The 23,769-nt window shown below is 41.2% G+C and carries 18 protein-coding genes and 1 pseudogene; 12 read left to right on the forward strand and 7 right to left on the reverse strand.

The window, feature by feature from the left end:
- Nucleotides 1–423: 423 nt before the first annotated feature.
- Nucleotides 424–2,652, reverse strand: coding sequence for a glycoside hydrolase family 10 protein (locus H6G83_RS11710; protein ID WP_190471677.1), 2,229 nt, complete (start codon nucleotides 2,650–2,652; stop codon nucleotides 424–426).
- A gap of 456 nt (nucleotides 2,653–3,108) precedes the next feature.
- Nucleotides 3,109–4,345 (reverse strand): annotated as a pseudogene (locus tag H6G83_RS11715) (RNA-guided endonuclease InsQ/TnpB family protein).
- A 433-nt stretch (nucleotides 4,346–4,778) separates the two neighbouring features.
- On the opposite strand from H6G83_RS11715, the gene H6G83_RS11725 reads away from it, so the two are divergent.
- The 5 genes from H6G83_RS11725 (at nucleotide 4,779) to H6G83_RS11745 (ending at nucleotide 10,703) form a co-directional block, all read left to right on the forward strand.
- Nucleotides 4,779–5,177 (forward strand): hypothetical protein, encoded by a 399-nt coding sequence (locus H6G83_RS11725; RefSeq protein ID WP_190471683.1) that lies wholly within the window; start codon nucleotides 4,779–4,781, stop codon nucleotides 5,175–5,177.
- A gap of 408 nt (nucleotides 5,178–5,585) precedes the next feature.
- Nucleotides 5,586–7,097, forward strand: a complete 1,512-nt coding sequence (locus tag H6G83_RS11730; protein ID WP_190471686.1) for a cobyrinate a,c-diamide synthase — start codon at nucleotides 5,586–5,588, stop codon at nucleotides 7,095–7,097.
- Nucleotides 7,098–7,708: 611 nt separating this feature from the next.
- A complete protein-coding gene (locus H6G83_RS11735) occupies nucleotides 7,709–7,993 on the forward strand; it encodes an HU family DNA-binding protein (protein ID WP_066378166.1) in 285 nt (94 codons plus the stop codon).
- Between the two features lie 26 nt (nucleotides 7,994–8,019).
- Nucleotides 8,020–9,174 carry a threonine-phosphate decarboxylase CobD gene (gene cobD, locus H6G83_RS11740; RefSeq protein ID WP_190471688.1) on the forward strand — a complete coding sequence of 385 codons (1,155 nt, stop codon included), beginning with the start codon at nucleotides 8,020–8,022 and terminating at the stop codon, nucleotides 9,172–9,174.
- A gap of 47 nt (nucleotides 9,175–9,221) precedes the next feature.
- On the forward strand, nucleotides 9,222–10,703 hold the full coding sequence (locus H6G83_RS11745) for a dihydrolipoyl dehydrogenase family protein (RefSeq protein ID WP_190471691.1): 1,482 nt from the start codon (nucleotides 9,222–9,224) through the stop codon (nucleotides 10,701–10,703).
- A gap of 940 nt (nucleotides 10,704–11,643) precedes the next feature.
- Here the strand turns inward: H6G83_RS11745 and H6G83_RS11750 are convergent.
- A complete protein-coding gene (locus tag H6G83_RS11750; RefSeq protein ID WP_190471694.1) occupies nucleotides 11,644–12,750 on the reverse strand; it encodes a hypothetical protein in 1,107 nt (368 codons plus the stop codon).
- A 1,046-nt stretch (nucleotides 12,751–13,796) separates the two neighbouring features.
- Between H6G83_RS11750 and ftsH the strand changes: the two genes are divergently transcribed.
- Complete coding sequence (gene ftsH / locus H6G83_RS11755; RefSeq protein WP_190471697.1) at nucleotides 13,797–15,695, forward strand: ATP-dependent zinc metalloprotease FtsH; 1,899 nt, start codon at nucleotides 13,797–13,799, stop codon at nucleotides 15,693–15,695.
- 228 nt (nucleotides 15,696–15,923) lie between these two features.
- Here the strand turns inward: ftsH and psaK are convergent, their stop codons facing one another.
- Complete coding sequence (gene psaK, locus H6G83_RS11760; protein WP_190471702.1) at nucleotides 15,924–16,184, reverse strand: photosystem I reaction center subunit PsaK; 261 nt, start codon at nucleotides 16,182–16,184, stop codon at nucleotides 15,924–15,926.
- Nucleotides 16,185–17,003: 819 nt separating this feature from the next.
- On the opposite strand from psaK, the gene H6G83_RS11765 reads away from it, so the two are divergent.
- The 3 genes from H6G83_RS11765 to H6G83_RS35305 are packed head-to-tail and all read left to right on the forward strand — an operon-like array spanning nucleotide 17,004 to nucleotide 17,700.
- Nucleotides 17,004–17,261, forward strand: a complete 258-nt coding sequence (locus H6G83_RS11765; RefSeq protein ID WP_190471706.1) for a ribbon-helix-helix domain-containing protein — start codon at nucleotides 17,004–17,006, stop codon at nucleotides 17,259–17,261.
- Nucleotides 17,251–17,397, forward strand: a complete 147-nt coding sequence (locus H6G83_RS35300) for a PIN domain-containing protein (RefSeq protein ID WP_242044545.1) — start codon at nucleotides 17,251–17,253, stop codon at nucleotides 17,395–17,397. The genes H6G83_RS11765 and H6G83_RS35300 overlap by 11 nt, the downstream gene beginning before the upstream one ends.
- A gap of 6 nt (nucleotides 17,398–17,403) precedes the next feature.
- A complete protein-coding gene (locus H6G83_RS35305) occupies nucleotides 17,404–17,700 on the forward strand; it encodes a PIN domain-containing protein (RefSeq protein WP_242044546.1) in 297 nt (98 codons plus the stop codon).
- 180 nt (nucleotides 17,701–17,880) lie between these two features.
- Here H6G83_RS35305 and H6G83_RS11775 read toward each other — a convergent pair whose 3' ends face one another.
- Nucleotides 17,881–18,528, reverse strand: a complete 648-nt coding sequence (locus tag H6G83_RS11775) for a Uma2 family endonuclease (RefSeq protein ID WP_190471709.1) — start codon at nucleotides 18,526–18,528, stop codon at nucleotides 17,881–17,883.
- Between the two features lie 96 nt (nucleotides 18,529–18,624).
- On the opposite strand from H6G83_RS11775, the gene H6G83_RS11780 reads away from it, so the two are divergent.
- Nucleotides 18,625–19,011, forward strand: a complete 387-nt coding sequence (locus tag H6G83_RS11780) for a mCpol domain-containing protein (protein WP_190471712.1) — start codon at nucleotides 18,625–18,627, stop codon at nucleotides 19,009–19,011.
- Nucleotides 19,008–19,799, forward strand: a complete 792-nt coding sequence (locus H6G83_RS11785) for a hypothetical protein (RefSeq protein WP_190471715.1) — start codon at nucleotides 19,008–19,010, stop codon at nucleotides 19,797–19,799. Before H6G83_RS11780 ends, H6G83_RS11785 begins: the two co-directional genes overlap by 4 nt.
- A 37-nt stretch (nucleotides 19,800–19,836) precedes the next feature.
- Here the strand turns inward: H6G83_RS11785 and H6G83_RS11790 are convergent, their stop codons facing one another.
- Nucleotides 19,837–20,025, reverse strand: coding sequence for a hypothetical protein (locus tag H6G83_RS11790; RefSeq protein WP_190471718.1), 189 nt, complete (start codon nucleotides 20,023–20,025; stop codon nucleotides 19,837–19,839).
- Nucleotides 20,026–20,200: 175 nt separating this feature from the next.
- On the reverse strand, nucleotides 20,201–22,285 hold the full coding sequence (locus H6G83_RS11795) for an elongation factor G (protein WP_190471721.1): 2,085 nt from the start codon (nucleotides 22,283–22,285) through the stop codon (nucleotides 20,201–20,203).
- A gap of 297 nt (nucleotides 22,286–22,582) precedes the next feature.
- Between H6G83_RS11795 and H6G83_RS11800 the strand changes: the two genes are divergently transcribed.
- The gene (locus tag H6G83_RS11800; protein ID WP_190471723.1) at nucleotides 22,583–23,728 is read left to right on the forward strand and encodes a tetratricopeptide repeat protein; all 1,146 of its coding nucleotides are present in this window, start codon (nucleotides 22,583–22,585) and stop codon (nucleotides 23,726–23,728) included.
- Nucleotides 23,729–23,769: the final 41 nt, after the last annotated feature.

Consider the following 23,769-nt stretch of genomic DNA (forward strand, 5'->3'; position numbering starts at 1 on the left):
TACGCAGTTTTTAGAGGATTTTGGAAAAGAGCAAAGGATATTAAAAACCCCTCTCCAAACCTCTCCCCTACAAGGAGAGAGGCTTTAATTCAGGACTTACGCAAGTGTCACAATTGGTGGTTGGTGCGTGACGCTACAAGTCTCATGACTACGTTCAAATATTTTCGCCAGTCACACACCCTACAGAAAAAATCTGCCAGTTGCGTAAGTCCTATAGTAGATAGGTAGGTGCATTATGGCATTAACCTCATGCACTTACCTATTATCTTATTTAACGTGAGTTCGACCAGTGCGGTTTTGACCTCACCCCCAACCCCTCTCCTACGAGGAGAGGGGAGTAAGAGGGTTATTTTTTCGTTTCTCATCCCACGCTTTTTAGGAGAGGGAGGTTGGGAGGGAGAGGTTCATCGAACTCACGTTTATTTAATTGCGATCGCGCAAACCAATTTGCCCATTTACTGAGTCATAAAGTACATCGTACTCATCAATAAATGCAATCCCACTATGCACCACCATAGACTGGTCTAGTTGTGGCGAAACATTGGCATTCCACAAATTAAACCCGTTGCGATTTCCGGGGACTATGCTGTATTCAAAAATATGCGGAATTGCTAACTTAACAGTATTTTGTGGGCTGAGTCTTCCGGGTTTGAGTTTACCCATTTGGGAAGCAGATTTAAACTCAATAAAACTGGTATTTATCCCTGTATCTACCGCCATTCTACCATTACAATTATTGTTCATGGTAGTTTGAGCGATCGCCACACAAACTCCATTCACTCTAGAGTCCCATCTGTTACCAGGAACACCAGTCATTGCAGGCTGTGCAGTCATAGAAGTTAGGTTGAAACCGCTTCTATTCTGTGGTGTTAAACCGAAAATTATATTCCCGTTACTATTCCCACGCTTACCTGTAATGATAAATCCACTACTTAAATTTCCAGGTAGTTTTCTTAACGGGTTATAAGGCAGCGACCTTTCCGAATAATTGACACCCATGATACCAGAAAACGGTCTGCCACTTTTGGCAGAACAATTAGGTTTGTTAGCAACACATCGGCGACTAGTAACAACTTGCACCGGCACAGGTTCTTCAGTGGAAATCAAACCAAACCGGACATTAGTGTAAACTATTTCTCCTTCTAAAATAGTGCCATCACGTAATACTTGCCTAACTACTTGACCTGTTCTCTTCACAGGTGCATTACCTAAAAACTCTCTAGGAACTCGCAACCCTGCCGAGCCTGTATCTAAAAGTACAGGTCTTGAGCGACCGTTGGCTACTATTACATCGAGAAAATAACCGCGATTTGTTTGAGCAGAAGCACCTCTAGTATATAAGGGAAACGACACAGTATTAAAACTAGGCGTTCTCGGTCGAAATTGGGAAGTATCACGGGTAACAGAATTAGGAAACAATGCTTGAAACCCAGCTTGGCGCTGTGGTGTGGGTTCTGGGCCAAACTCCCAAAGACTTTCGTAATAGAAGAAAACCGCACCTAAACCCCGTTCTCTCGCCGCCTGTACTTTAGCTTGAATTAGCTGCATCGAAGTGGGGCGATTTCGCAAACCTGTCATAATACCTATGCCAGTAGGTATTACTTGCTGTGCTTCTATAATTTCTGGGGTACTAATTGTATTAACGAAACTTTGTAAATCATTGCGGTAAACCTGAACTGCAAGCTCGTCTACAACACCCAAACGCACCCAATTTATCCAATCTTGTAATTGAAGTTTATAGGCAAAGTCATAGTAATTGGGTGAAAGCGCAAAAATCGCATTAGGTTTTCTGAGTTTCACAGCTTGGTTGAGTTGCACCATAAAAGCTGTGATTTTATCAGCACGCCATCTTACCCAAGCTTGAGCTTGAGGATTAGACGGTGGCGGGTTTCCAGTTTCTTGAGTGTACAAGTTGATGGTGTATTTGTCATAGCCAAAATCAACAGGTAAACTCATATGGTCATCAAATTGAATCCCATCAGCGTTGTATTTGGTGATGATTTCTACCACAAGGTCGGTGATAAACTTCTGCACTTCTGGGTGGAAGGGATTTAGCCATGCTACCTCACCCGCAGCACTAATTGAAGTTTGGGTTCCATCCTGCTTTTGCGTCAGCCAATGAGGATTTTGTGATGCTAGTTCGGAAGTTAAGGGAGCCATAAACCCAAACTCAAACCAGGGTATAGCCAGTAAACCTTGACTACGAGCTTGACTAATGATGTCTGCAATTACGTCTTGTCCTTCCGTACCTTTGAAGAAATAAGGAATACCCATACGTTGGGTGACGGTGCTGGGATATTTGGTATAACCATCATTCCAAACCACAGGATAAACAGTGTTGAAATTCAAGCGCCGCAATTGAGTCAGAGCGTCCTGAACTTTAGCGGGATCTCTGAGGATATCAAAATCATTATTTGTTAGCCAAACCCCGCGAATTTCTTGACGTGGTTGGGGTATTTGTGCAGTTACTGGAGTGAGGTTTTGTAATAGCAGTACTGTAGCAAATGATAGGGCAAACAGAACTGGAAGCGATCGCCTGCGCCCCGCCGTAGGCGATCGCCTAACCAACCGTACAAAAAGCAATTTGGGTATAGATAATAACCTAGTTAACCAAGCGTTAACTCGAATTTGGTGCGGAAATTCAATTGACATTACTGACTCAAAATTAATCCTTAACGGAGAACATTTGCTTTAAGGTGCTTGTAGTAAGGACTTTAGTCCTCAATACCAACTTGACGTAACTCATAGCTAAGTAGTGCCAACTCACCATACTCGGACGGTATACTACTAGTCAGCCAGGAAAATTATTTTGAACTACTACTGCCTCACCTTCTGCGCCTCCCACTGCCTCTGAAGGATGAGGCCAGCAAAAATACAGAGCTAGATTGAAAAAATCTTTAAAATTTGGTAATTATAATCACATCAATGCTGTGATTATAATCACTTACATTCACATATTTGTAACTATATTATTCTCTCGATATAGCCAAGTCAAGCACAAATATATCAAATGACTTGATAAAGCTATTTAGCCGAGAACTGTATCATCTCTACCAACGTATCAGTTAACTTATTTCTCAAAATGGACTAGCAATGTTTTTACTGATGTTAGTTCGTGACGTACTCCACACACTCCCCTTTCAGGGTGAGTGTGGGCTTCTCAACGACTCCTAATCCGGACATTAATTGAGCTTTAAGACCGTGCGTCCCACGGTTCTTTATGTTTATAGCCGCGTTCAAGTCCCTGCAAATACTTGTATGACAAACAGGGCAATTGTGTATTCTCTGGGATAGCGGCTTTTTAACTATGTGACTACAGCTAGAGCATTCTTGGCTAGTACCATTTGGCTTAACAGCTATTACCATCAAACCAGCATTTTCGGCTTTGGAGCGAAAGTATTGTTATGAACTGCCCCCATCCAGCATCATGAATACTTTTAGCCAGTTTTGTTTTAACTAGCCCTTTGATATTTAATTTTTCAACAGCAACAACATCATACTTATCAAGTAGTGATTTAGCTGTTTTAAAATGAAAATCTTTGCGAGTATCAGCGACTTTTTTGTGCTGTTTACCTAGTTTCTGAATAGCTTTTTTACGGCGATTAGAACCTTTCTTGCGTCTTGAAACTCTACGCTGTGCTGATTTTAATTTACGTTCAGCTTTGCGTAGATGCTTAGGTGCGGCAATTCGAGAGCCATCAGAAGCTACGTAAAAATCAATTAAACCGACATCAATACCAACAATATTATCAGGATTAAAATCACGCTTAACAGTTGGTACTGTTTTGTCATCCAGACTCAATGTTATATAGTAACCATCTGCTTTCTTGGTAACAGATACAGTTTTAATATCAAATCCATCTGGTATTGGGCGATGGACAATTACTTTAACATCTCCAATCTTTGATAGTGTAATTTTGTTGTTAACAAAGTGATGTTGCTTGAATTGAGTATAAGTGAAAGTTTTGTACTGCCCTTTACCTTTAAATCTAGGTTTACCAGATTTCTTGCCATTGTTATCTCCTTTTAACCATCTATCAAAAGCTAATTCAACTTTTTTAGGAACTTCCTGTAATACTTGCGAATGAATTTCTTTGTACCAAGGTCTGTCAACTTTCAGTTGAACTAGAGAGGCTTTTTGGTTGTAGTAATTGGGTTGTTCTTTTAACTCAGGTAAGTGACAAATTAACGGGCATCTATCAATAGGACAGCGATTTTGCTCATACCAGTCAAACCTTTGAGCAAGTAAATAATTGTATTGACAACGCAGCATTTCTAATGTCTTGTCTATTTTTTCTGCTTGCTCTTTAGTTGGCTTGATTTTGTATTGGCATGAGGTTTTCATAACTTATCCTTGTTTTTCGACCTGATAGCACTATAACATATAGTGTAACCATTGTGTAACCAAAATGAAAAACAAGCAATTAAGATTAAGAATGTCAGAAAGACGATTCAATAAGCTTAAACAATATGCAGAACTTACAGACAAAACTATGACTCAGGTGATAGATGAGCTTATTGACACGTTACCAAACATAAAAAATGCTGACTCCTCATCGACCCCCTGCCCTGTTAATCCTGCGGATTAAATTGGTTGTGGGTCAATTCGTCGTCAGCCAAAAATTCATCTCATCACCTCCCTTCGGGTAGGTGAGAGGCTTCTTTTTGTTTAAGCTAAAATTTGACCATGAAATGGCGTAGATATCAGCTACGTTATGTCTACGCCTACTTGAAATTTGCACACAGACCTAATCTAGAGAATTTTCAAGAGGTTGACTATGAATAAGTTTTTAGCCAAGCAAACAACAAAACTGATTGGAATTGTATTAGCCTTATTGACAATTGTATCAGTTGGTATCTTTTGCCCTTCTGCATTAGCGACAATTAATACCACTAACCCCAACTCAACTATAGTTACTGGAAAAGATATTGTAGGTTCAACTCAGCCATTAATTGTCTCTGGCACAGCTACATCTCAAGAAAATACTTGGGGAAGATTAATAAGGATAACTGGAGCTAATTCACGTAATGTTGCACCTTTTAATGGGCCATCTTTCTTTGATATCGGAATTGATGATGAAGGAAATTTTTTCATTAATGCACCTGTAGATACAAAGACCTCACATTCTCTAATAATTTCACCAGATGGTTTTGTGACAATACCAAGGAAAAAATAGTCATCACCCTCAGCATAGACAAACCCAAGTGAGCAATGCAGTTTATCGAAAATTTGGGTTGAAAACTCCCTCGTAAGAGTTTATCTGCGTTTATCTGCGTTTATCTGCGTTCAATCTTTCCAAATCTATCACCACATTTTAGTCTTGCCACGCCACTACAATTTAAGGTTTACTTTATAAATCATCTCTCATGCGTGGCATAACAGAATTTAAAAGATTTGTTTACAGCAAGTTGTGAATTTAAAGCCATCAAAGTAGGTGACTCAAAACGTCTAGATGCTATCAAAAAAGTGTTGATTTAAATTACGATGAACAAGGCAGAATACACATGGATGTGGCGATATCTGTCCACCGTGTATCAATACTACAACATTTTCTGTTCAATTAATCAACACCTCCTATCCTTGTATGGCTTTAGTTATTGCTGGGGAACGTAGCGGAGTGGGCAAAACAACAGTTACGCTCACTCTTTTAGCATCTTTATGTCGGCGCAGCACCAGCGTCCAGTCCTTCAAAGTCGGCCCAGACTATATAGACCCCATGTTTCATAGTTATGTAACTGGTCGTGCTTGCCGCAATTTAGACCCAGTGCTAACTTCAGAAGCTTATGTTCAACAATGCTTCACTCGTCATAGCCAAGAAAGTGAATATGCTTTGGTTGAGGGGGTGATGGGGTTGTTTGATGGAGTTGGGACTGGGGACTGGGAAAGCAGAGGAGAGGAGACAGACTCATTACTCAGCACTGACTTTGCTAGTACGGCTCATGTGGCGCGGTTGTTAGATTTGCCTGTGGTTTTGGTAATTGATTGTAGCCGCTTGTCTGGTTCTGTGGCTGCGATCGCTCACGGTTATCGTTCTTTAGATCCCCGGATTAAAATGGCTGGGGTAGTCTTAAATCGTGTGGGAAGCGATCGCCATCTCTCGCTCCTCAAAGATTCCCTTAAGCCCTTACAATTACCTATACTCGGTGTCCTACGTCGTCAAGATGACATCACAATTCCCGACCGCCATCTAGGTTTAATCCCCACCGCCGAGTTACCACAATTAGATGCCGTAATTAATCGCCTCGCTGATTTAGGGGATACTTGTTTCGATTGGCACAGTTTATTACCTCTTTTAGAGGCTAGAAGAGGAGCAGGGGAGCAACCCACCCCTAACCCCTCCCAGGAGGGGAAAGGAGCAGGGGAGCAGGGGAGCAACCCACCCCTAACCCCTCCCAGGAGGGGAAAGGAGCAGGGGAGCAGGGGAGAACAACTGTCAATTGTCAACTCTTCCCCCAAAATTGCTGTAGCCCGCGATCGCGCTTTTAATTTTTACTACCAAGACAATCTTGATTTGCTGCAAAACTTAGGTGCAGAACTGGTGTTTTGGAGTCCATTAACGGAGGAAAAACTACCATCAGGTGTACAGGGAATGTATTTTGGTGGCGGTTTCCCCGAAGTTTTTGCCCAGCAACTCGCCCAAAACAGCAGCGCTCGTCATGCTGTCAAACAAGCTATCCTAGCAGGAATGCCCACAATTGCTGAGTGTGGGGGATTGATGTATCTATGTGAGCAAATCGTTGATTTTGAGGGTAAGTCTTGGCAGATGGTAGGCTTGTTACCCTCATCTGCGGCTATGGGTGGACGTTTAACTTTGGGCTATCGTCGCGCTGTGGCTTTGCAAGATAGTCTGTTAGTAGATGCAGGTACAAACATTTACGGTCATGAGTTTCACCGCTCACGATTGATTGCAGCGCCCACTCAGCCCTTATTTGACACTTACCGCTACGATTGTCCTGAAAATATGGGTTGTGAAGGATGGGGTTTACCTAAAAATATCCACGCCTCCTACATTCATCTTCACTGGGGAGCGAGTCTAGAAATTCCCCGGCGGTTTATTCAGCAGTGCAGTGTTGTGAGGGGGAGATGGGGGAGATGAGGAGCAGAGGAGCAGAGGAGCAGGGGAGCAGAGGAGAACAACTGTCAACTGTCAACTGTCAACCGTCCCTACTTAACATTCCGTTACAACTCGGCAAAGCGATCGCCTTCTAGCTCTTGCTCTGTACACCAAAGTTAACTTTCTTCACATAACTTAATATTCACTAATTGAGTACCCTAAAATGTGACTCTGAGGCGGGAAAATGAGGCAATTAATTTAAAACTGAAACCTATAACCAGTAAAGGTTTTAAGGATTTATATCAGTTAATTTTGAATTTTGAATTTTGAATTTTGAATTGATCAAGTTACCCTAGCTATAAGGGTAATTACTAGGTATTTTTTCCTACTTTTGCCCTGGTTTTGAGTGCGACAATGACCTCAAAAATAAAAAAAAACCCGAAATCCATATAAATTAATGGTTTCATCTGTTCACTTCTGGCTTGAACACCTTAGAATGATTCATTGAAAAGTAGAGCCGATGGGATGTACAGCCATTTTGAGTATAAATACTCCCAAAGGCTGACTTTTGTATCCGTGCAAACAAAGATTTCAGTAAAGATGCGACAAGTGCATTTGTACTGAATATCCAGTCAACATGAAAGGAGTTCCAAATGAACAAAGGTGAATTAGTTGATGCCGTAGCTGAAAAAGCTAGTGTGACTAAAAAACAAGCTGATGCTGTTTTAACAGCAGCGTTGGAAACGATTATTGAAGCTGTTTCCTCTGGCGATAAAGTAACGCTAGTAGGATTTGGCTCATTTGAATCACGGGAACGCAAAGCCCGTGAAGGTCGTAACCCCAAAACAAACGAAAAGATGGAAATTCCAGCGACAAAGGTTCCAGCTTTCTCCGCAGGTAAGTTGTTCCGCGAAAGAGTAGCACCCCCAAAAGCATAGGTTCTACTGTTAGGAAGCGGAATTTGATGCGGCAACCATCTCACGGGGGTAATTTAGCTTGGGCAGCAGCAGTGGCTGGCTGTTCTGCGGATGCGATTGTGGATTTTTCTGCTAGCATCAGCCCGTTGGGGCCGCCTCAAAGTGCGATCGCTGCTATTAGTTCACAGATTAGTAATCTTAGGCACTATCCAGACCCAGATTACAGTGAACTGAGATTGGCTCTAGGTAATTTCCATCAATTGCCCATAGAGTGGATTCTGCCGGGCAATGGTTCAGCAGAATTACTTACCCTGGCAGGTAGGGAATTAGCTCAAGCCGCAACAATTTTAATCACTCCAGCATTTGGCGATTACTACCGAACTTTGACGGCGTACAACGCAAGAGTACTGGAGTTTCCCCTTCTTAGTGCTGAGTCAGGAGTGCTGAGTGGGATACAAAATTTACTCAGCAACGCCACTTGCTTTCAGTCGGCAAAGCCGCCCAACGCAGTGGCTCCTCAGCACGCGCTAAACGCGCCGCTACCGCTAACAGCACCCAGCACTGATTACGCTTTATTATTGAACAATCCCCACAACCCAACAGGAAAGCTATTTACACGTGAGGCAATTTTGCCCTTGTTATCTCAGTTTGCTTTAGTGGTGGTGGATGAAGCATTTATGGATTTTGTGCCGCCAGATGAAGAACAAAGCCTGATTCCGGTGGTGCAAGAATATCCCAACTTAGTAGTGTTGCGATCGCTAACAAAATTTTACAGTCTCCCCGGACTGAGATTAGGATATGCGATCGCACATCCTGACCGATTACACAAATGGCAGTTGTGGCGTGATCCCTGGCCTGTCAACACCTTAGCAGCAGCTGCGGCGATAGCAGCCCTCCAAGATGAAGAATTTCAAGCCCAAACTTGGCAATGGCTACCATCTGCACGCCAACAACTATTTCAGGGATTAACTTCCATCCCCGGATTACAACCCCATCCCAGTGCGGCAAATTTCCTTCTAGTGGAGACACAACAATCGACTGTGCAGTTACAGCAAAAATTACTCCAACAGTATCAGATTTTAATTCGAGATTGTCTGAGCTTTAAAGAACTAGGCGATCGCTTTTTCCGCATCGCCGTCCGTTCTCACTCAGATAACCACCGCTTATTAACAGCACTCAACACCATAGTTAATAGTCCATAGCTTAAAAATCTGTTGACTGTTGACTAATGACCAATGACCAATGACCAATGACTATAGATTATGATGTCGTGATTATTGGCGGCAGTTTGGCAGCACGCTATGCCGCCTTAACTGCCACCCAAATGAAAGCTAAAGTGGCATTAGTGGAGCCTCAACTAAATAACAGCTTGATTATTCACCAAGCCATCAGTGAAGTTACTAACTTTGCTCACAAGTTCCGTGATTTAACTAGTTTTGGTATTAATCCTATACAAGCTGAGACTTCCGAAAACTGCCAAATATCTGTAGCATGGGCAGAAGCATTGTTATCTGCTCAAGGTGTTGTTGCTAACGTCCAAGAACAAATGTCAGTTGCTAACTTAGCAGCACAAGGAGTTGATGTCATTCTTGAGACGGGTCAGTTTCAGACTTCCCCTCATTTAGCATTTGCCGTAAATCAGCGCTTACTACGTGGTCGTACTTATTTACTTGCCAGTGGTTCCATACCAGCAATTCCTCAAATTGAAGGACTACAAGCCACTGGCTACCTAACACCCGCAAATATTTGGCAGTATTTATACAAGCAAGTCTACAAGCAAGTCTCTGACTCTCCAAAGCTACCGCAAAATTGGGTAATTATTGGCGGTAGTCCTCAAAGCATTGAAATCTCGCAAACTTTAGCCAGGCTGGGTTGTAGCGTTACTCTAGTAGTTAAGTCTCCTCATCTTCTACCTCAGCTTGACCCAGAAATTGCCCAGTTGCTGCAAGCACAGTTAGAAGTTGATGGTGTGCGTGTTATTGCTGAGAAATTAGTTACGCAAGTCATGCGAATTGAGGATAAAAAATGGATTCAAGCAGGAGAGAAAGCGATCGAGACTGATGAGATTTTAGTAGCTACCAAACAGCAACCAAATCTAAAATCTTTAAATTTAGCAGAGGTAGGTGTAAAATGGCATCAGCATCGTTTGCTAGTCAATGACAAGCTACAAACCACTAATCGCCGGATTTATGCTTGTGGAGATGTTATTGGCGGTTACGACTTCCCCAACATAGCTAATTACGAAGCCAGAATTGCTCTCAACAATGCGCTATTTTTTCCCAAGTCACAAGTTGATTATCTACCTATTCCTTGGGCAATATTATCTTCACCCACAATAGCGCAAGTAGGTTTAACAGAAAATCAAGCACAGCGCCAATATAACAAGCAAGAAGTTTTAGTTGTCCGACATTACTATAAATCAATAGCAGCATCACAATTTAGGAATGAAATTACAGGTATTTGCAAATTAGTGGTGCGGCGCAACGGAGAAATTTTAGGCGCGACTATATTCGGTACAGAAGCCGCAGATTTAATTAATCTTATTGCCTTAGCCATATCTGAGAAAATTTCTGTCCAACACTTAGCTAATTTATCTGCTGTCTATCCCAGTTTTTCCCAAATTATAGAGCAAACAGCACATGAGTTCAGTCAGCAAAGGTTAAATAGCAACACGGCTTGGCAAGATTGGTTAGAAGGCTTCTTTCATTTGCGTCGTAATTGGAATTTTTGACAGTCCGTTAACCTAAAGGTGCGGGGATTCTTGGTTCATAGACTCGCTGATAAGTTTATACCTTGAATTTCAAAACCACAAGCTGTCATATTTGTCAACAACTTAATGCAAAATTCAAAATTGTTTAGCTCCTAAGAAACACAGGTGACAGGTTACAGGTGACAGGTTACAGAAACCAGAAAATAGGGAATAATTGTGTTTCTTTCATATTTTGCGGGAGCGTTAACCGCGCCCGTGGGAGGCTTATGTCTTGCACCATTACTTTATTGCGAAAATCAAAGCTCGAAACCCTTATGATTTCGTAGGGTGGGCATTGCCCACCACCTGCTTATTGAGAAGGTGCAAGATTTCAGTTAGGCTGATACATTGTTTAAGCAAGGTCAACTATCAGAACTTACGCAACTGGCACAATTGTAGGGTGCGTCAGATGTGGAAAATCTTTGAATATGTACGACATTATTGGGGCTGACGCACCCTAAAGTTAGTTTGATTATGACACTTGCGTAAATCCTAACTATAAAACACAGGTTATATAGCAGTCGAAGCATAGGTTAGGACATCATACAATTTTAAAACCTTCAATTTCAAAGGCTTTCAGCCCTGTCACCTGTACCCTATCACCTGTCCCCTACCATAGTTAAAAAAATTACTTATAAAAAGTTTAAAAAAATAGCGATTTGTTATCTATACAACATCCAATTTTCGGTTTCTCACTATATATTAAGTACAGCTTTTCTCAAAAACCCTTGTATATCCCCAAGCGAGTAGCACAGTCATCAAGATTTACTTTTGAAAACATAGACTAGTGCTTACACTCGCTTTTTTCTGTATTTACGGAACCTGAGTAAGGCTGGAATCAGTTGTTTGTTCTGGCGAACCCGTTCGCGTAGCGTCCCGGAGGGACTTTGTTTGTATAGCCGCGCATTCCATTCGCCCTGGCTTAAGTTGACAAATAAATAATATGCAGCCAAGTTGGATAGGTACTAACTAATAAGAGAAAACCCAACAGAGATAATGTTATCCAAATAAGTTTATAACTTTTACAGATGCGAATTTCTAAGCCTCCTAAAGTCGTAAAAGTCACTAAAAACCGAGCTAGAGGTTGATGGTAGGATTGCTCTACATCATCATTCAAACTACTGATTAAATTTGGTAGTGGAGTTTGACTAATATAATAAGTTGCCATCTGATTAGCAGGTTGGCAGATGATAATATTTCCTGTTTCTGTCACACCTAATAAATATATAAGACGAGCAGGAAGTGATGTTTCTTGTTCCCAGGATTTGTGAATTTGGTGGTAAAGGCGATTAGACAAATCCCAAAGTTTTCTCAAATTTCCAATCTCAGGAGTTGTGATCAGTAGTTTATTGACTTGGCTAGGTGCGAATTGGTCATTATTTTGTACTTTGCGCTTCAGTAAACATAGAGCAGTTGCTTGGCTGATTCCCAATATTGCTGGAAAAACTATGTTCCAATCAACTGTGAGATTCCATCTAAAGATTAACTGTGCAGAATTCGTCAGCACAATCATAGCAAACGAAATCAGAAATAGGGCAGGAAAAATCAGCACCCACCATCGAGCAGATTTGATATAGTATCTGAGGATTAGCCACTGCAATAAACCAAGCCAGATTGTAGCAAAAAATGTCACTACTAAACTCAGTAAGAAACCTGTTACCAACTGAAGTTGAAGCTGACCTGATTGAACAAGCTGAATCACTAGATTTTGATATGATTGAAGAATCACTTGAAAGTAACAAAATCCTGTAGCTGTAGCAACAATCCAATACAAATTTGGTATAAACTCACGTATAACAAGCCACTGACAAGCTCCCAGAATTACACCAAAGACAGTTCCTAAAACTGCTGCATCTACAAGAGAAACAGGTTCGGGTGAAAAACGAGAGATGACGTTGAGAGAAAGAAATCTTGCACCAAAATTGGCTAGCAGTGTTGCCAATACATACAGAGTAATAAAGCGTAACCTTTCATAAGGTTCAATTAGTAGCTGTTGTGGGTTGAGATAAGCTTTTATTCCAGATATCAAAAGTGTTCTCCTTGCTAATTTGCTAGAACAAAACAACCAATTACTTCTTTAAGTTACTACTAAATTAGTATATATAGATACATAAAGAATTTGTAACCCCATCTGCGACTTATTCAGGACTTACGCAACTCGCACTTGGGGTAGGACTTACGCATAAAAACGAAAAATCAAGCGTTTGGGCAAGGGTGTGGGGGTATAGGGGTATAGGGGTGTAAATCTTTAAAAGCCTTACACCCTTACACCCTTACACCCTGCCTCAACAGAAAACTTCGATGCGTAAGTCCTGTTGGGGTAGGGTGCGTCAGATGTGGAAAACCCTTGAATATTAGGACTTACGCAACTGGCATATTTTTTCTGTAGGGTGTGTGAAGCTGCGAAAATATTTGAACGTAGTCATGAGACTTGTAGCGTCACGCACCAACCACCAATTGTGACAATTGCGTAAGTCCTAAATATGTAAGAAATTATTGGGGCTGACGCACCCTACAGTTAGTTTGATGATGACAATTGCGTAAGTCCTAATCTATATACCAACTACTGTGGGCTTAATATGAGATTTTTGAGCAGAATTGAGTGTATATTTATCTCTTATTCCTTGTTACCTGTAGCCTATAACCTGTAACCTATACCCTATCCAGTATTCAGTCCTCAAACCGTAATATTATATATGGATCATCTATTACCTAATATCTACAGGACTTACGCACCAAGGTTATCTGTTGAGACAGGGTGTAGGGGGGTAAGGGTGTAAGGGTGTAAGGGTTTTAAAGATTTACACCCCTATACCCCTCTGTTACAAAGTTCTGTTCGGAGGAAGCCTCTCTAAGAGACGCTACGCGAACCGCTCAGACTTTGCGCTATACCCCTACACCCTTGCCCAAACCCTTGATTTTTCGTTTTTATGCGTAAGTCCATATCTACTCTCCTTCTCTCTTATGAGAGTTACACTAGATTTAGATAAAGGATGTCCAGTTAAAGCAATTTTTGCTTGAAGAATAGGCTTAAATCGGCACTCAGCCTATGACAGCAGACAAAAGGTAATTGTTATGGAAAATTTTGGGAACAAGGCATTGAGAAAAAGGCAATCACCAAAGCGCGTCGCTTGGACTGGTGCGTTAGCAGCCAGTTTGATTATGTTACCAACAATGTTTGGTGGTAATCCTGTCCTAGCGCAGAAACCAGAGCGCGAGTCTCTGTCATATGGGGAGTTGATTCAAAAGGTCAATCAAGACCAAGTTAAAAAGGTAGAATTAGACGAAACCGAACAGATAGCTAAAGTCTATTTAAAAAGTCAAAAGCCAGACGCACCACCCATATCGGTGAGGTTGTTGGAGCAGAACAGCGAGTTGATTAATAAGCTTAAAGAAAAAAATGTTGACTTTGGTGAAGTGTCTTCTGCCAATAGTAGAGCAGCAGTAGGTTTATTAATTAACCTGATGTGGATTTTGCCACTGGTAGCGTTAATGCTATTATTCCTCCGCCGTTCTACTAATGCTTCTAGCCAAGCCATGAATTTTGGCAAGTCGAGAGCGCGTTTCCAAATGGAAGCGAAAACTGGGGTGAAGTTTGACGATGTAGCGGGGATCGAAGAAGCGAAGGAAGAATTACAAGAAGTTGTCACATTCCTCAAGCAGCCAGAAAGATTTACGGCTGTGGGTGCGCGTATTCCTAAAGGTGTGCTGTTGGTAGGGCCTCCAGGGACTGGTAAAACTTTACTAGCAAAAGCGATCGCCGGGGAAGCGGCTGTTCCTTTCTTCAGTATTTCCGGTTCGGAATTTGTAGAAATGTTTGTCGGTGTAGGTGCTTCCCGCGTCCGTGACTTATTTAAAAAAGCTAAGGACAATGCACCTTGCTTAATATTTATCGATGAAATCGACGCAGTTGGGAGACAACGGGGTGCGGGTATCGGTGGCGGTAACGATGAAAGAGAACAAACCCTCAACCAATTACTCACCGAAATGGATGGTTTTGAAGGTAACACTGGCATCATTATTATCGCTGCTACCAACCGTCCTGATGTATTAGACGCAGCCTTGTTACGTCCAGGTCGTTTTGATAGACAAGTAATAGTTGATGCACCAGACTTGAAAGGACGCTTAGAAATTCTGCAAGTCCATGCACGGAATAAGAAGGTTGATCCTAGCGTATCATTGGAGGCGATCGCCCGCCGCACCCCCGGCTTCACAGGTGCAGACTTAGCCAACCTCCTCAACGAAGCCGCCATTCTCACAGCCCGCAGACGCAAAGAAGCAATTACAATTTTAGAAATTGATGATGCGGTAGACAGAGTAGTGGCGGGGATGGAAGGAACACCCCTAGTAGACAGCAAGAGTAAGCGCTTAATTGCGTATCACGAAGTTGGACATGGTTTAATTGGGACTTTATTAAAAGACCATGACCCAGTACAGAAAGTTACCCTCATTCCCAGAGGACAAGCCCAAGGTTTAACTTGGTTTACCCCCAACGAAGAACAAGGTTTAATTTCTCGTTCCCAACTCAAAGCCAGAATTACATCTACTTTAGGGGGTCGCGCTGCTGAGGAAATTGTCTTTGGTAAGCCGGAAGTCACCACAGGTGCAGGTGATGACCTCCAAAAAGTCACATCAATGGCTCGGCAAATGGTAACACGCTTTGGGATGTCTGAATTAGGCCCCTTGTCCTTAGAAAATCAAGGCGGTGAGGTCTTCTTGGGACGCGACTGGATGAATAAATCAGACTATTCTGAAGAAATTGCCGCCAAGATAGATGCTCAAGTCCGCGAAATCATCAATAGTTGCTATCAAACCGCCAAACAATTGCTAGAAACTAACCGTGTAGTTATGGAAAGGCTGGTAGATTTATTGACAGAACAAGAAACTATTGAGGGTGAGTTGTTCCGTAAAATTGTTGCTGAAAGTCAAAATCAAGTGACTGACGAACAATTGACAATGGTTAATAGTCAGTAGTGAGTTGACAGTTGAGAGCCAACACAAAAGATAGATGTGCGACTTAGTTGCATGACTTCATAAGAAAAAGCCAGAGATTAACTTCTCTGGCTTGTTACAGACACAACAAAAATCACCTGAAGATTAACTTCGGTAATAGCCTATTACGGTGTGGCGCAAGGTATAAACCTCATTGAGAATCAGCAAATAGTCCACAGTATGAGTAATTTTCTGTGTTGACTTTGTTAACTAGATTCTGCCTAGATTATGCAATCCTAAAACGAGTCCTGCACCTAAAATATGACCGAAAGCGGTAGTTGCTAGTAAAGCAGGTACACCAAAACCACCAAAGAATTTGGCTGAAGGTAAGGCTGGATCTGAACTAGGATACTTGATGGTCAGCTTGCCAAAGATAATGGCGATGATGTTGGCAATAATGAAAATAATGCCTACTGTAGGACTCCATTCCAGGGGTGTGGTTGCAGCAGCGAGTAAGGTTGAAGTTAACACCAAATTAGCTCCTGAAATTTATTCATGATTGAAAATATAATGGGGAAATTTCTCAACTAAATTCAAGAGAAATCCCGTTTTTGCATTATTATTTAACATTCCTTCTCATTGCTTAATAGATAGAGATTATGGAAATTGATAAATCGTAATATTAAGTCCGGCTAATTACTTACGATATGCTTGGTTTAGTTGGTAATAGGTAATTGTAAAAAGAATAGGACTTACGCAAGTGTCATACTCAAACTAACTGTAACCTGAGTTCGAAGAACCTCACCCTCCCAACCTCCCTCTCCTCGTAGGAGAGGGAGGAGAAACGAAAAAATACCTCACCCGCAACCCCTCTCCTCGTAGGAGCGAAAAGTCTGTAGCTTGCTTCTCTAACGAGACGCTACGCGAACCCGTAGGGTGCGCGGGCTTGCGGCGTTCAGAACTTTTCAAGACAGAGGGGTTGGGGGAGAGGTCAAAACAACGCTGGTCGAACTCACGTTAACTGTAGGGTGCGTCAGCCCCAATAATTTCGTACAAATTCAAGGATTTTCCACATCTGACGCACCCTACCCCAAGTGCCAGTTGCGTAAGTCCTTAAGAAAATAGAGTGATAAATATTACCACTTCAAAGAGTCTGAATAGAGGAGACATTTGTTAACTGATACTACTTGCTATTACCGTTATTACCATGACCGTTACTAGCAAGTACTTTTTCAGCAAGCTTTTCTGAGACTTCTTGCAGGTGGTCGTAAGCCCAATCGAAGGAACCAACGCCGAGGGTAAGCGATAAAATAATGTATAATGTAATGTATACATTATCTTACTGAAACATTGTCAAGTAAAATTCGTAAGCAAATATATATTGAGCCGCGTCAAGAGAACCTACTAAAAGCGATCGCACAACAAACGGGTGTCAGTGAAGCAGAAATTATCCGCCAAGCAATTGACTTACATCTAAGCGAAATAACTGTAACTCAAACAAATCTCGCGGCTTGGGAAGCGGAAATGAAATTTATTGAAGAGATAAAAACTCGACCTGTTCAACCAGGAGGAAGAGATTGGCAGCGTGCAGACCTCTATGAACGGTAGAGTTTTACTCGATACTAATATTCTAGTTTATATTTACGACCCATTGGATGCAGCGAAACAAGCACAGGCGATCGCAATTACTGACCGCTTAATTCGTTCTGGGAAAGCTGTAATTAGTACCCAGATAATGGGATAATTTTTTATGGCGACAACTCGTAATCGTAGGTTGCTGTTAACTCCTGCTGAAGCACTAGAGAGAATGCGTACCTATTTAGCGGCTTGTCATGTTGTTGATATTACACGGCTGATTACTTTAGAAGCAATTCGTGGTGTAGAGATTCATAATTTTCAATTTTGGGATGCACAAATCTGGGCAACAGCCAGTAGTGGCGCGACCGGACTAAAATGTTGCATTAGATGGGGAAAAATCGAACGCAGATGCACGCAGATGCACGCAGATGAACAAGATGATAGATTGTTGGCTAATGCACAAAATTAGTCCGGTCATGCCAGTAGTAGCGTGGCAAGGCTAAAATAGTGCAATAAGTTTCCTCTCTAACCTCTGTGTCTCTGTGCCTCTGTGGTTAATTAATGCAACATTTTAAGCTTGCCACGCCAGTAGGGTGTGTTAGGCGAAGCCGTAACGCACCTTGTTATCTAACGCTACATTAAGTGCTTATCAGATGTTTTTTGTATCTCTTACCCAATTACGAAATGCCCTTAGTGCTGCGCTTCTCCCTATAGTGCGGCTTTGCTCAACAAATGTAGGAATTGCTTCAATAATTGGCAAGTTAGGAAAATTTGGGCTAATGTCAGATTCGACATATTTATCATCTTGAAAGACGTTAATTTGTAACTTCCCTGCTTCATATCGCCATAATTCAGGAACCTGTAATGCTTCATAAGCATCAAGTTGAGTTTTAGAGGTAACATCAACTTCAATAACTAGATCAGGTGGAGGATCAACTTTTAAATCAATTCGCTCTTTACCTATCATCTGAGCATGATTTTGAATATAGAAAGAGTCATCAGGTTCTACACCAAAATTCATATCTTCACGTTTAAAGGTGGTTGAACCAAAGGATTCACTATCAATTTCTAACTCTTCTAGAAGAATTTTTACCAAGTCCCCAATTATGACTTTGGCTACCTCATGCTTAGGTAAAGGCATTCTCATCTCCAACGTTCCCTGACTGTAAGCCAACCGAGTTGCACGATGGTCGCCTAGTTCAGTAAGAATTGCTTCAAATTCTTGCCAGTTAATATTGTGCAGTATGACTCTATGCCCCGGCGGTACAGTTAATTGTCTTAATTGAAGTGTTACCATAATTAATTACTTCAATTGGTATTATGAGTTTGGGATTGTTACAACCAATATAAAACTATTCTTATAGCTAAAATTTAGTTTCTTTAAGGAAAATAAATGCTGTATAATAAATCACTTGTTTGTTTAGGGGATGGGGACAATATAGGAGATGCTATTGAACTTTATTTACTTTCTGGCAATTTAGATGCAGCCAAAAATTTTTCTTATCAAGTGGAAAATGCTATTACAAAAATAGCAGAGCTTGTTGAAGCTCAAATGGAAGCTTCTTTAGTTTATGTAGCTGGTGATGATATATGCTTTGAGGTATCACCAGAAAAGAATATAAGACAAAATTTAAATAATTATTCAAATTTATTTTTGCAAATTACTGGAAAGACAATTTCATTTGGTGTGGGAACAAATTCATTAGAAGCATTAGTATGTCTCAGAAAAGCTAAGGTTTCAGGTAAAGGTTGTGTAGTCATTTTTGGAGGTATAGATTGAAGAAATTATATATTTTTGTAACTACTGATAGACCAGATCAATATATAAATCCTATTGTACATTCCGTTGTAAGAGGTACAAATCATATTATATTTGTTCAGATTGATGACTCTAGAACAAACCAAGTTCAACTTAATTTATTACGAACAAATGTCTATGATTTAATAAAAAATCTTGCAAGAGGGGAATATAAATATTATACTGGTAATTTAAAAGATACGGTTGTTAATTTAGATAATTATTATAGTATTAACGATATAGCTAAATTAAAAGCGCAATATGTTCATCTCTTAACAGATGATATTCAATGGGATATTGATAGGATTAAGTATCTTGATTTAAGAAAATACATATCTTTAATAAAAAAGAAAAATGCAAATAATATAATAATTGATGTGACTTCAGTAAGTAAAAGTTATATTGGAGATATAATAGCCTGCTGTTTAATTGAGAATTTTGACAAGCTTTACAGTTTTGAATTACTAATAAAACCAAATTATGATGAGCCTTGGACAATATTATTTCATGACTTAGAAGAAGGAAAGCAATATAGATATTTAAATTTATTAGAAACGCCTATATTTCAAGCTAGTTGTCAAGATATTTTAATTCGTACAACTCCTTTGCTAATTTCAATCATTGGCACAGTTTTATTTGTAATCTTGACATTGGCTGCAAATTTCATACTAGGTAATGCAAGTAATATTACGCAAGCTATTAGTGCTATTGGTACAGCTTTAGGTATAATTTCATTTTTCTTAATATACTTTCCAGTAAGAGGCAAATAAAAAGAGAATTATACTCTCTTCTTAGCTTAAAGTATACCTAGAAATTGTTTCTTTTTAATTCTTGTATCAATAATTGGCAGCGTCTACTAGCTTCTTTCGCTTGTTGCATTAAAATTTTGCTTTGTTCACGATTGGTTTGACTAATCTCAGCCGCTTGCTGACTGAAATGTGCAGCTTGTTTACCTAATTCTAGAATGCGATTTTTTAATTGTTCTACAGTTTTCATTGTCCCTCCAATTCAATTATCAAGGCATCTATATTTTCGGCTTCTTCATAAATTTTATCTGCTCACATTCCCAGTCCCCAGTCCCCAGTCCCCAGTCCCCAGAAAAGAAAATGGAGTGATAAATATTATTACCACTCCAAAAATTCTGAATAGAGGAGACATTTGTTAACTGATACTACTTGCTATTACCGTTATGACCATGACCGTTACTAGCAAGCACTTTTTCAGCAAGCTTTTCTGGGACTTCTTGCAGGTGGTCGTAAGCCCAGTGGAAGGAACCAACGCCGAGAGTGAGCGATCGCAGCTCTACAATAAAATTCTGCATCTCAGCTTGTGGTAGGTAAGCTGTGATATTATCCCAACCTTGCCAGTCTTGTCTGCCTTCGTAGCCTAAAATCTGCCCCCGTCTACCACTCAGCAATTGCAGCACCTTAGAAGTAAATTCGCTGGGTGTGGTCACTTCCACCCGCAAAATTGGCTCTAATAAGGTGGGTTGGGCTTGGGGTATCCCGGTTTGCATCGCCAAACGGGCGGCTTGTTTGAAGGCTTGTTCGGAACTATCGACGGTGTGATAGGAACCGTTGGTTAATGTCACCGCCACATCCACCACTGGGAAACCCAAAGGCCCATGTACTAGAAATTCCCGCACACCCATTTCTACACCTGGAATGTACTGTCTGGGAACTACACCGCCAACGATGGTTTCCTTAAAGTTGAAGCCTTCGCCCCTGGGTAGGGGTTTGATATCGAGGAACACATCACCAAACTGTCCATGTCCACCGCTTTGATGTTTGTAACGTCCATGCACTGAGGTGACTGGTTTACGGATGGTTTCTTTATAAGGTACTTGTGGCATATGGGTAGACATTGGCAAGTTATACTTGCGGCGTAGTCTATCCAGGGCGACTTGCAAATGTATTTCCCCTTGTCCCCACAAAATCACTTCGTGGGTATCACCATGCTGTTCCCAAGCCAGAGAAGGGTCTTCTTCTAATAACTTGGTGATAGCGCCACTGAGTTTGACTTCATCGTTGCGCTTTTCGGGGGTGATAGCTAGGGCGTAAACTGGTTCTAACTGTTCAGCTTTGGCTAATTGCGCCGGACGTTCGGTGGAGATGGTATCGCCAGTTTTAACTCCTTCTAAACGGCTGAGGGCGACAATTTCCCCCGCAACGGCTTCATTTAACGACTGCTGCTGCTGTCCCATGAGGCGATAAATACCACCAGTGCGAACACCGTTGAGGACGATACCATCGGTTAATTTGCCTTGCCATACCCGCACTAGGGAGAGTTTACCACCTTGGGGCGTGTAAAAGGTTTTCAATACTTGGGCTATGGGTGTATTGCTGGCTTTACCTTTGAGGCGACGGGCGGCTGTGGTTTCGGGTTCGGGAGACTCGCGCAGTAAAGCTTCTAATAAAGGTCTGACACCATAATCTTGTTCAGCTACACCAAAGAAGACGGGAACTACTAAATCAGCCCCTAATTCCATTTTTAAATCTTTGAGGATTTCTTCTTGGGGTGGTTCAATATCTTCTAATAGTTCTTCCAATAAGTGGTCATCAAAATTTGCTAAAGCTTCGAGCATTTCTGCTCTGGCGGTATGTTCTTCTTGTTTAAGATGTTCTGGGAAGGGAATAGGATCAGCAGGTGCGCCGGGATGATATTGATAAGCTTGTTCACTCACCATATCGATAAAGCCGGTGAGTTGTTCCCCTCCGAAGTTTGGATCGGCGGAAGCCGCCGCTCCAACTTCTCTTTGCATGATGGGGTATTGATGCGCTACTAATGGACGGCTAGAAACTGCTTTGAGGGCGTGTAATGTTTCGAGGACATGAATGTTTGCTCGATCCATTTTATTCACAAAGACAAGATGGGGAATTTCCCAGTCGTCTAGGAATTTAAATAGAGGAGCGAGGGTGAGGACGCGATCGCGTATTGGTTCGCAAACTACAATTGCCGCATCAACACCCATTAAAGCATTATATGTTTCTTGAGCAAACTCAACGCTACCTGGGCAATCTATAAAGGTAAAACGAATATCATTATACTCGGCGCAAGCGGTACTAATTTCTACGCTCATGTGGCGATCGCGTGATTCTGTCGCACTATCCCCAACTGTGTTACTATCCTTAACGCTGCCTTTGCGAGTAATCGCTCCTGTAACAAATAATAAGCTTTCTAGTAATGTTGTTTTTCCACTTAAATAAGGGCCGACAATGGCAACATTCCGCGAACCTAATCTGACTTTTTCGCTCATAAAACCTCCCTTGCGGTAAGCTTATCTACCGCATTGCCCTGTTTATTACGCTTGTCAGTTATCAGTTAACAGTTATCAGTTAACAGTTATCAGTTCACTGACAAAATTTGAGAGATTGCTTTATCCTCTCTTTAATTTGTAATTATCCTTCTTTTAACCAATGATCAAAAAAATTGTAGTCTCTCGTAAGATTTACCTTAAGAAAGATTAAGCGATACGAACTTTCATGCAGAATCTAAAATCTTTGTTAAAACGTCTCTTTTAATGTCAGTTGAGTTTAACTAAAGAAGCCCATCAATGAGATTATTTAATAAATATCGCTTAAAAGTATTGCTGAGTTTGCTATTTCTCGGCGCAAGCTTGACACCTGTTAACGCAACTTCACGGTATCTGCAAGACCTCTCTCCAAACCTCTCTCCTACAAGGAGAGAGGCTTTGATTTCTCCCCCTTCCCTTGTAGAAGCTTTGATTTCTCCCCCTTCCCTTGTAGGGAAGGGGGTTGGGGGGTTAGGTTTAACGTTAGCTTTTCCACATGACGTGAACAGTCAGGTCAATGCAAATATCCCGGTTCAGCCAAAATTGGCACAATATAATCTACCAACAGCCACAACCTTATTAAACCAGGGATTACAAGATATTCAAGCCGGGAGAGTTCAAGATGCGATCGCCGCTTTTCAACAAGCCGCACAGTTAGATCCTACCTTAGCTCCAGCACATTATAACCTGGGTTTAGCACTGCGACAAAGCGGCAGATTACAACCAGCCGCCGACGCATTCTATCGTGCTACCCAAAGCGACCCCAAATTTGCTTTAGCCTATGCTAACTTAGGCGGTGCATTGTTGGAAGGTTATAATTTACCACAAGCCAATGATTATTTACAACGGGCTTTAGAACTAGATCCAAAGTTAGGGTTTGCCCATTATAACTTGGGGTTGGTGAGACAACTGCAACGGAATTGGGATGGTGCGATCGCCTCTTTCAAAAAAGCATCAGCATATAGTAAAAACGCCCCCGAACCTCATTATCATTTAGGCATATGTTATCTACAACAAGGTAAATTCCCAGAAGCCCAAAACGCTTTTAATCAAGCTGTAAAAATTAATCCTAAATATCCAGAAGCTCATTATAATCTGGGTGTAATTGCCTTTAATCAAGGCAATTCCCAAGCAGCATTAGCAGCATTTAGAAAATCAGCCGAAGCGAATCCTAATTATCCTAATGCTTATTATGGTGCAGGATTAGCTTTTATGCAGTTAAAGCAATATAACGACGCAACAAAGGTATTGACTTACGCCAGAAATCTATATAATATTCAAAAGAATCCGCAATGGGCAAAAAATGCCGAACAATTATTGCAGAAAGTACAAAGTCTTAAGTCGCAACAAGGCGGAGGTAAAGTTAAGGATTTAAAATTACAATCTCTTCGATTAGTCCAAAAATAATTTTAGGCTCACGCAAAGGCGCATTCGCGTAGCGTCTCGTA

This window comes from Anabaena azotica FACHB-119 (assembly GCF_014697625.1).
GTDB classification, from domain to species: Bacteria; Cyanobacteriota; Cyanobacteriia; order Cyanobacteriales; family Nostocaceae; genus Trichormus; species Trichormus azoticus_A.

Excerpts from the sequence above, each read along its gene's own strand:
- H6G83_RS11710 (WP_190471677.1), bottom strand. The coding sequence starts at position 2,652 with ATGTCAATTGAATTTCCGCACCAAATTCGAGTTAACGCTTGGTTAACT.
- H6G83_RS11725 (WP_190471683.1), top strand. The coding sequence starts at position 4,779 with ATGAATAAGTTTTTAGCCAAGCAAACAACAAAACTGATTGGAATTGTA.
- H6G83_RS11730 (WP_190471686.1), top strand. The coding sequence starts at position 5,586 with ATGGCTTTAGTTATTGCTGGGGAACGTAGCGGAGTGGGCAAAACAACA.
- H6G83_RS11735 (WP_066378166.1), top strand. The coding sequence starts at position 7,709 with ATGAACAAAGGTGAATTAGTTGATGCCGTAGCTGAAAAAGCTAGTGTG.
- cobD (WP_190471688.1), top strand. The coding sequence starts at position 8,020 with ATGCGGCAACCATCTCACGGGGGTAATTTAGCTTGGGCAGCAGCAGTG.
- H6G83_RS11745 (WP_190471691.1), top strand. The coding sequence starts at position 9,222 with ATGACTATAGATTATGATGTCGTGATTATTGGCGGCAGTTTGGCAGCA.
- ftsH (WP_190471697.1), top strand. The coding sequence starts at position 13,797 with ATGGAAAATTTTGGGAACAAGGCATTGAGAAAAAGGCAATCACCAAAG.
- H6G83_RS35300 (WP_242044545.1), top strand. The coding sequence starts at position 17,251 with ATGAACGGTAGAGTTTTACTCGATACTAATATTCTAGTTTATATTTAC.
- H6G83_RS35305 (WP_242044546.1), top strand. The coding sequence starts at position 17,404 with ATGGCGACAACTCGTAATCGTAGGTTGCTGTTAACTCCTGCTGAAGCA.
- H6G83_RS11775 (WP_190471709.1), bottom strand. The coding sequence starts at position 18,528 with ATGGTAACACTTCAATTAAGACAATTAACTGTACCGCCGGGGCATAGA.
- H6G83_RS11780 (WP_190471712.1), top strand. The coding sequence starts at position 18,625 with ATGCTGTATAATAAATCACTTGTTTGTTTAGGGGATGGGGACAATATA.
- H6G83_RS11790 (WP_190471718.1), bottom strand. The coding sequence starts at position 20,025 with ATGAAAACTGTAGAACAATTAAAAAATCGCATTCTAGAATTAGGTAAA.
- H6G83_RS11795 (WP_190471721.1), bottom strand. The coding sequence starts at position 22,285 with ATGAGCGAAAAAGTCAGATTAGGTTCGCGGAATGTTGCCATTGTCGGC.
- H6G83_RS11800 (WP_190471723.1), top strand. The coding sequence starts at position 22,583 with ATGAGATTATTTAATAAATATCGCTTAAAAGTATTGCTGAGTTTGCTA.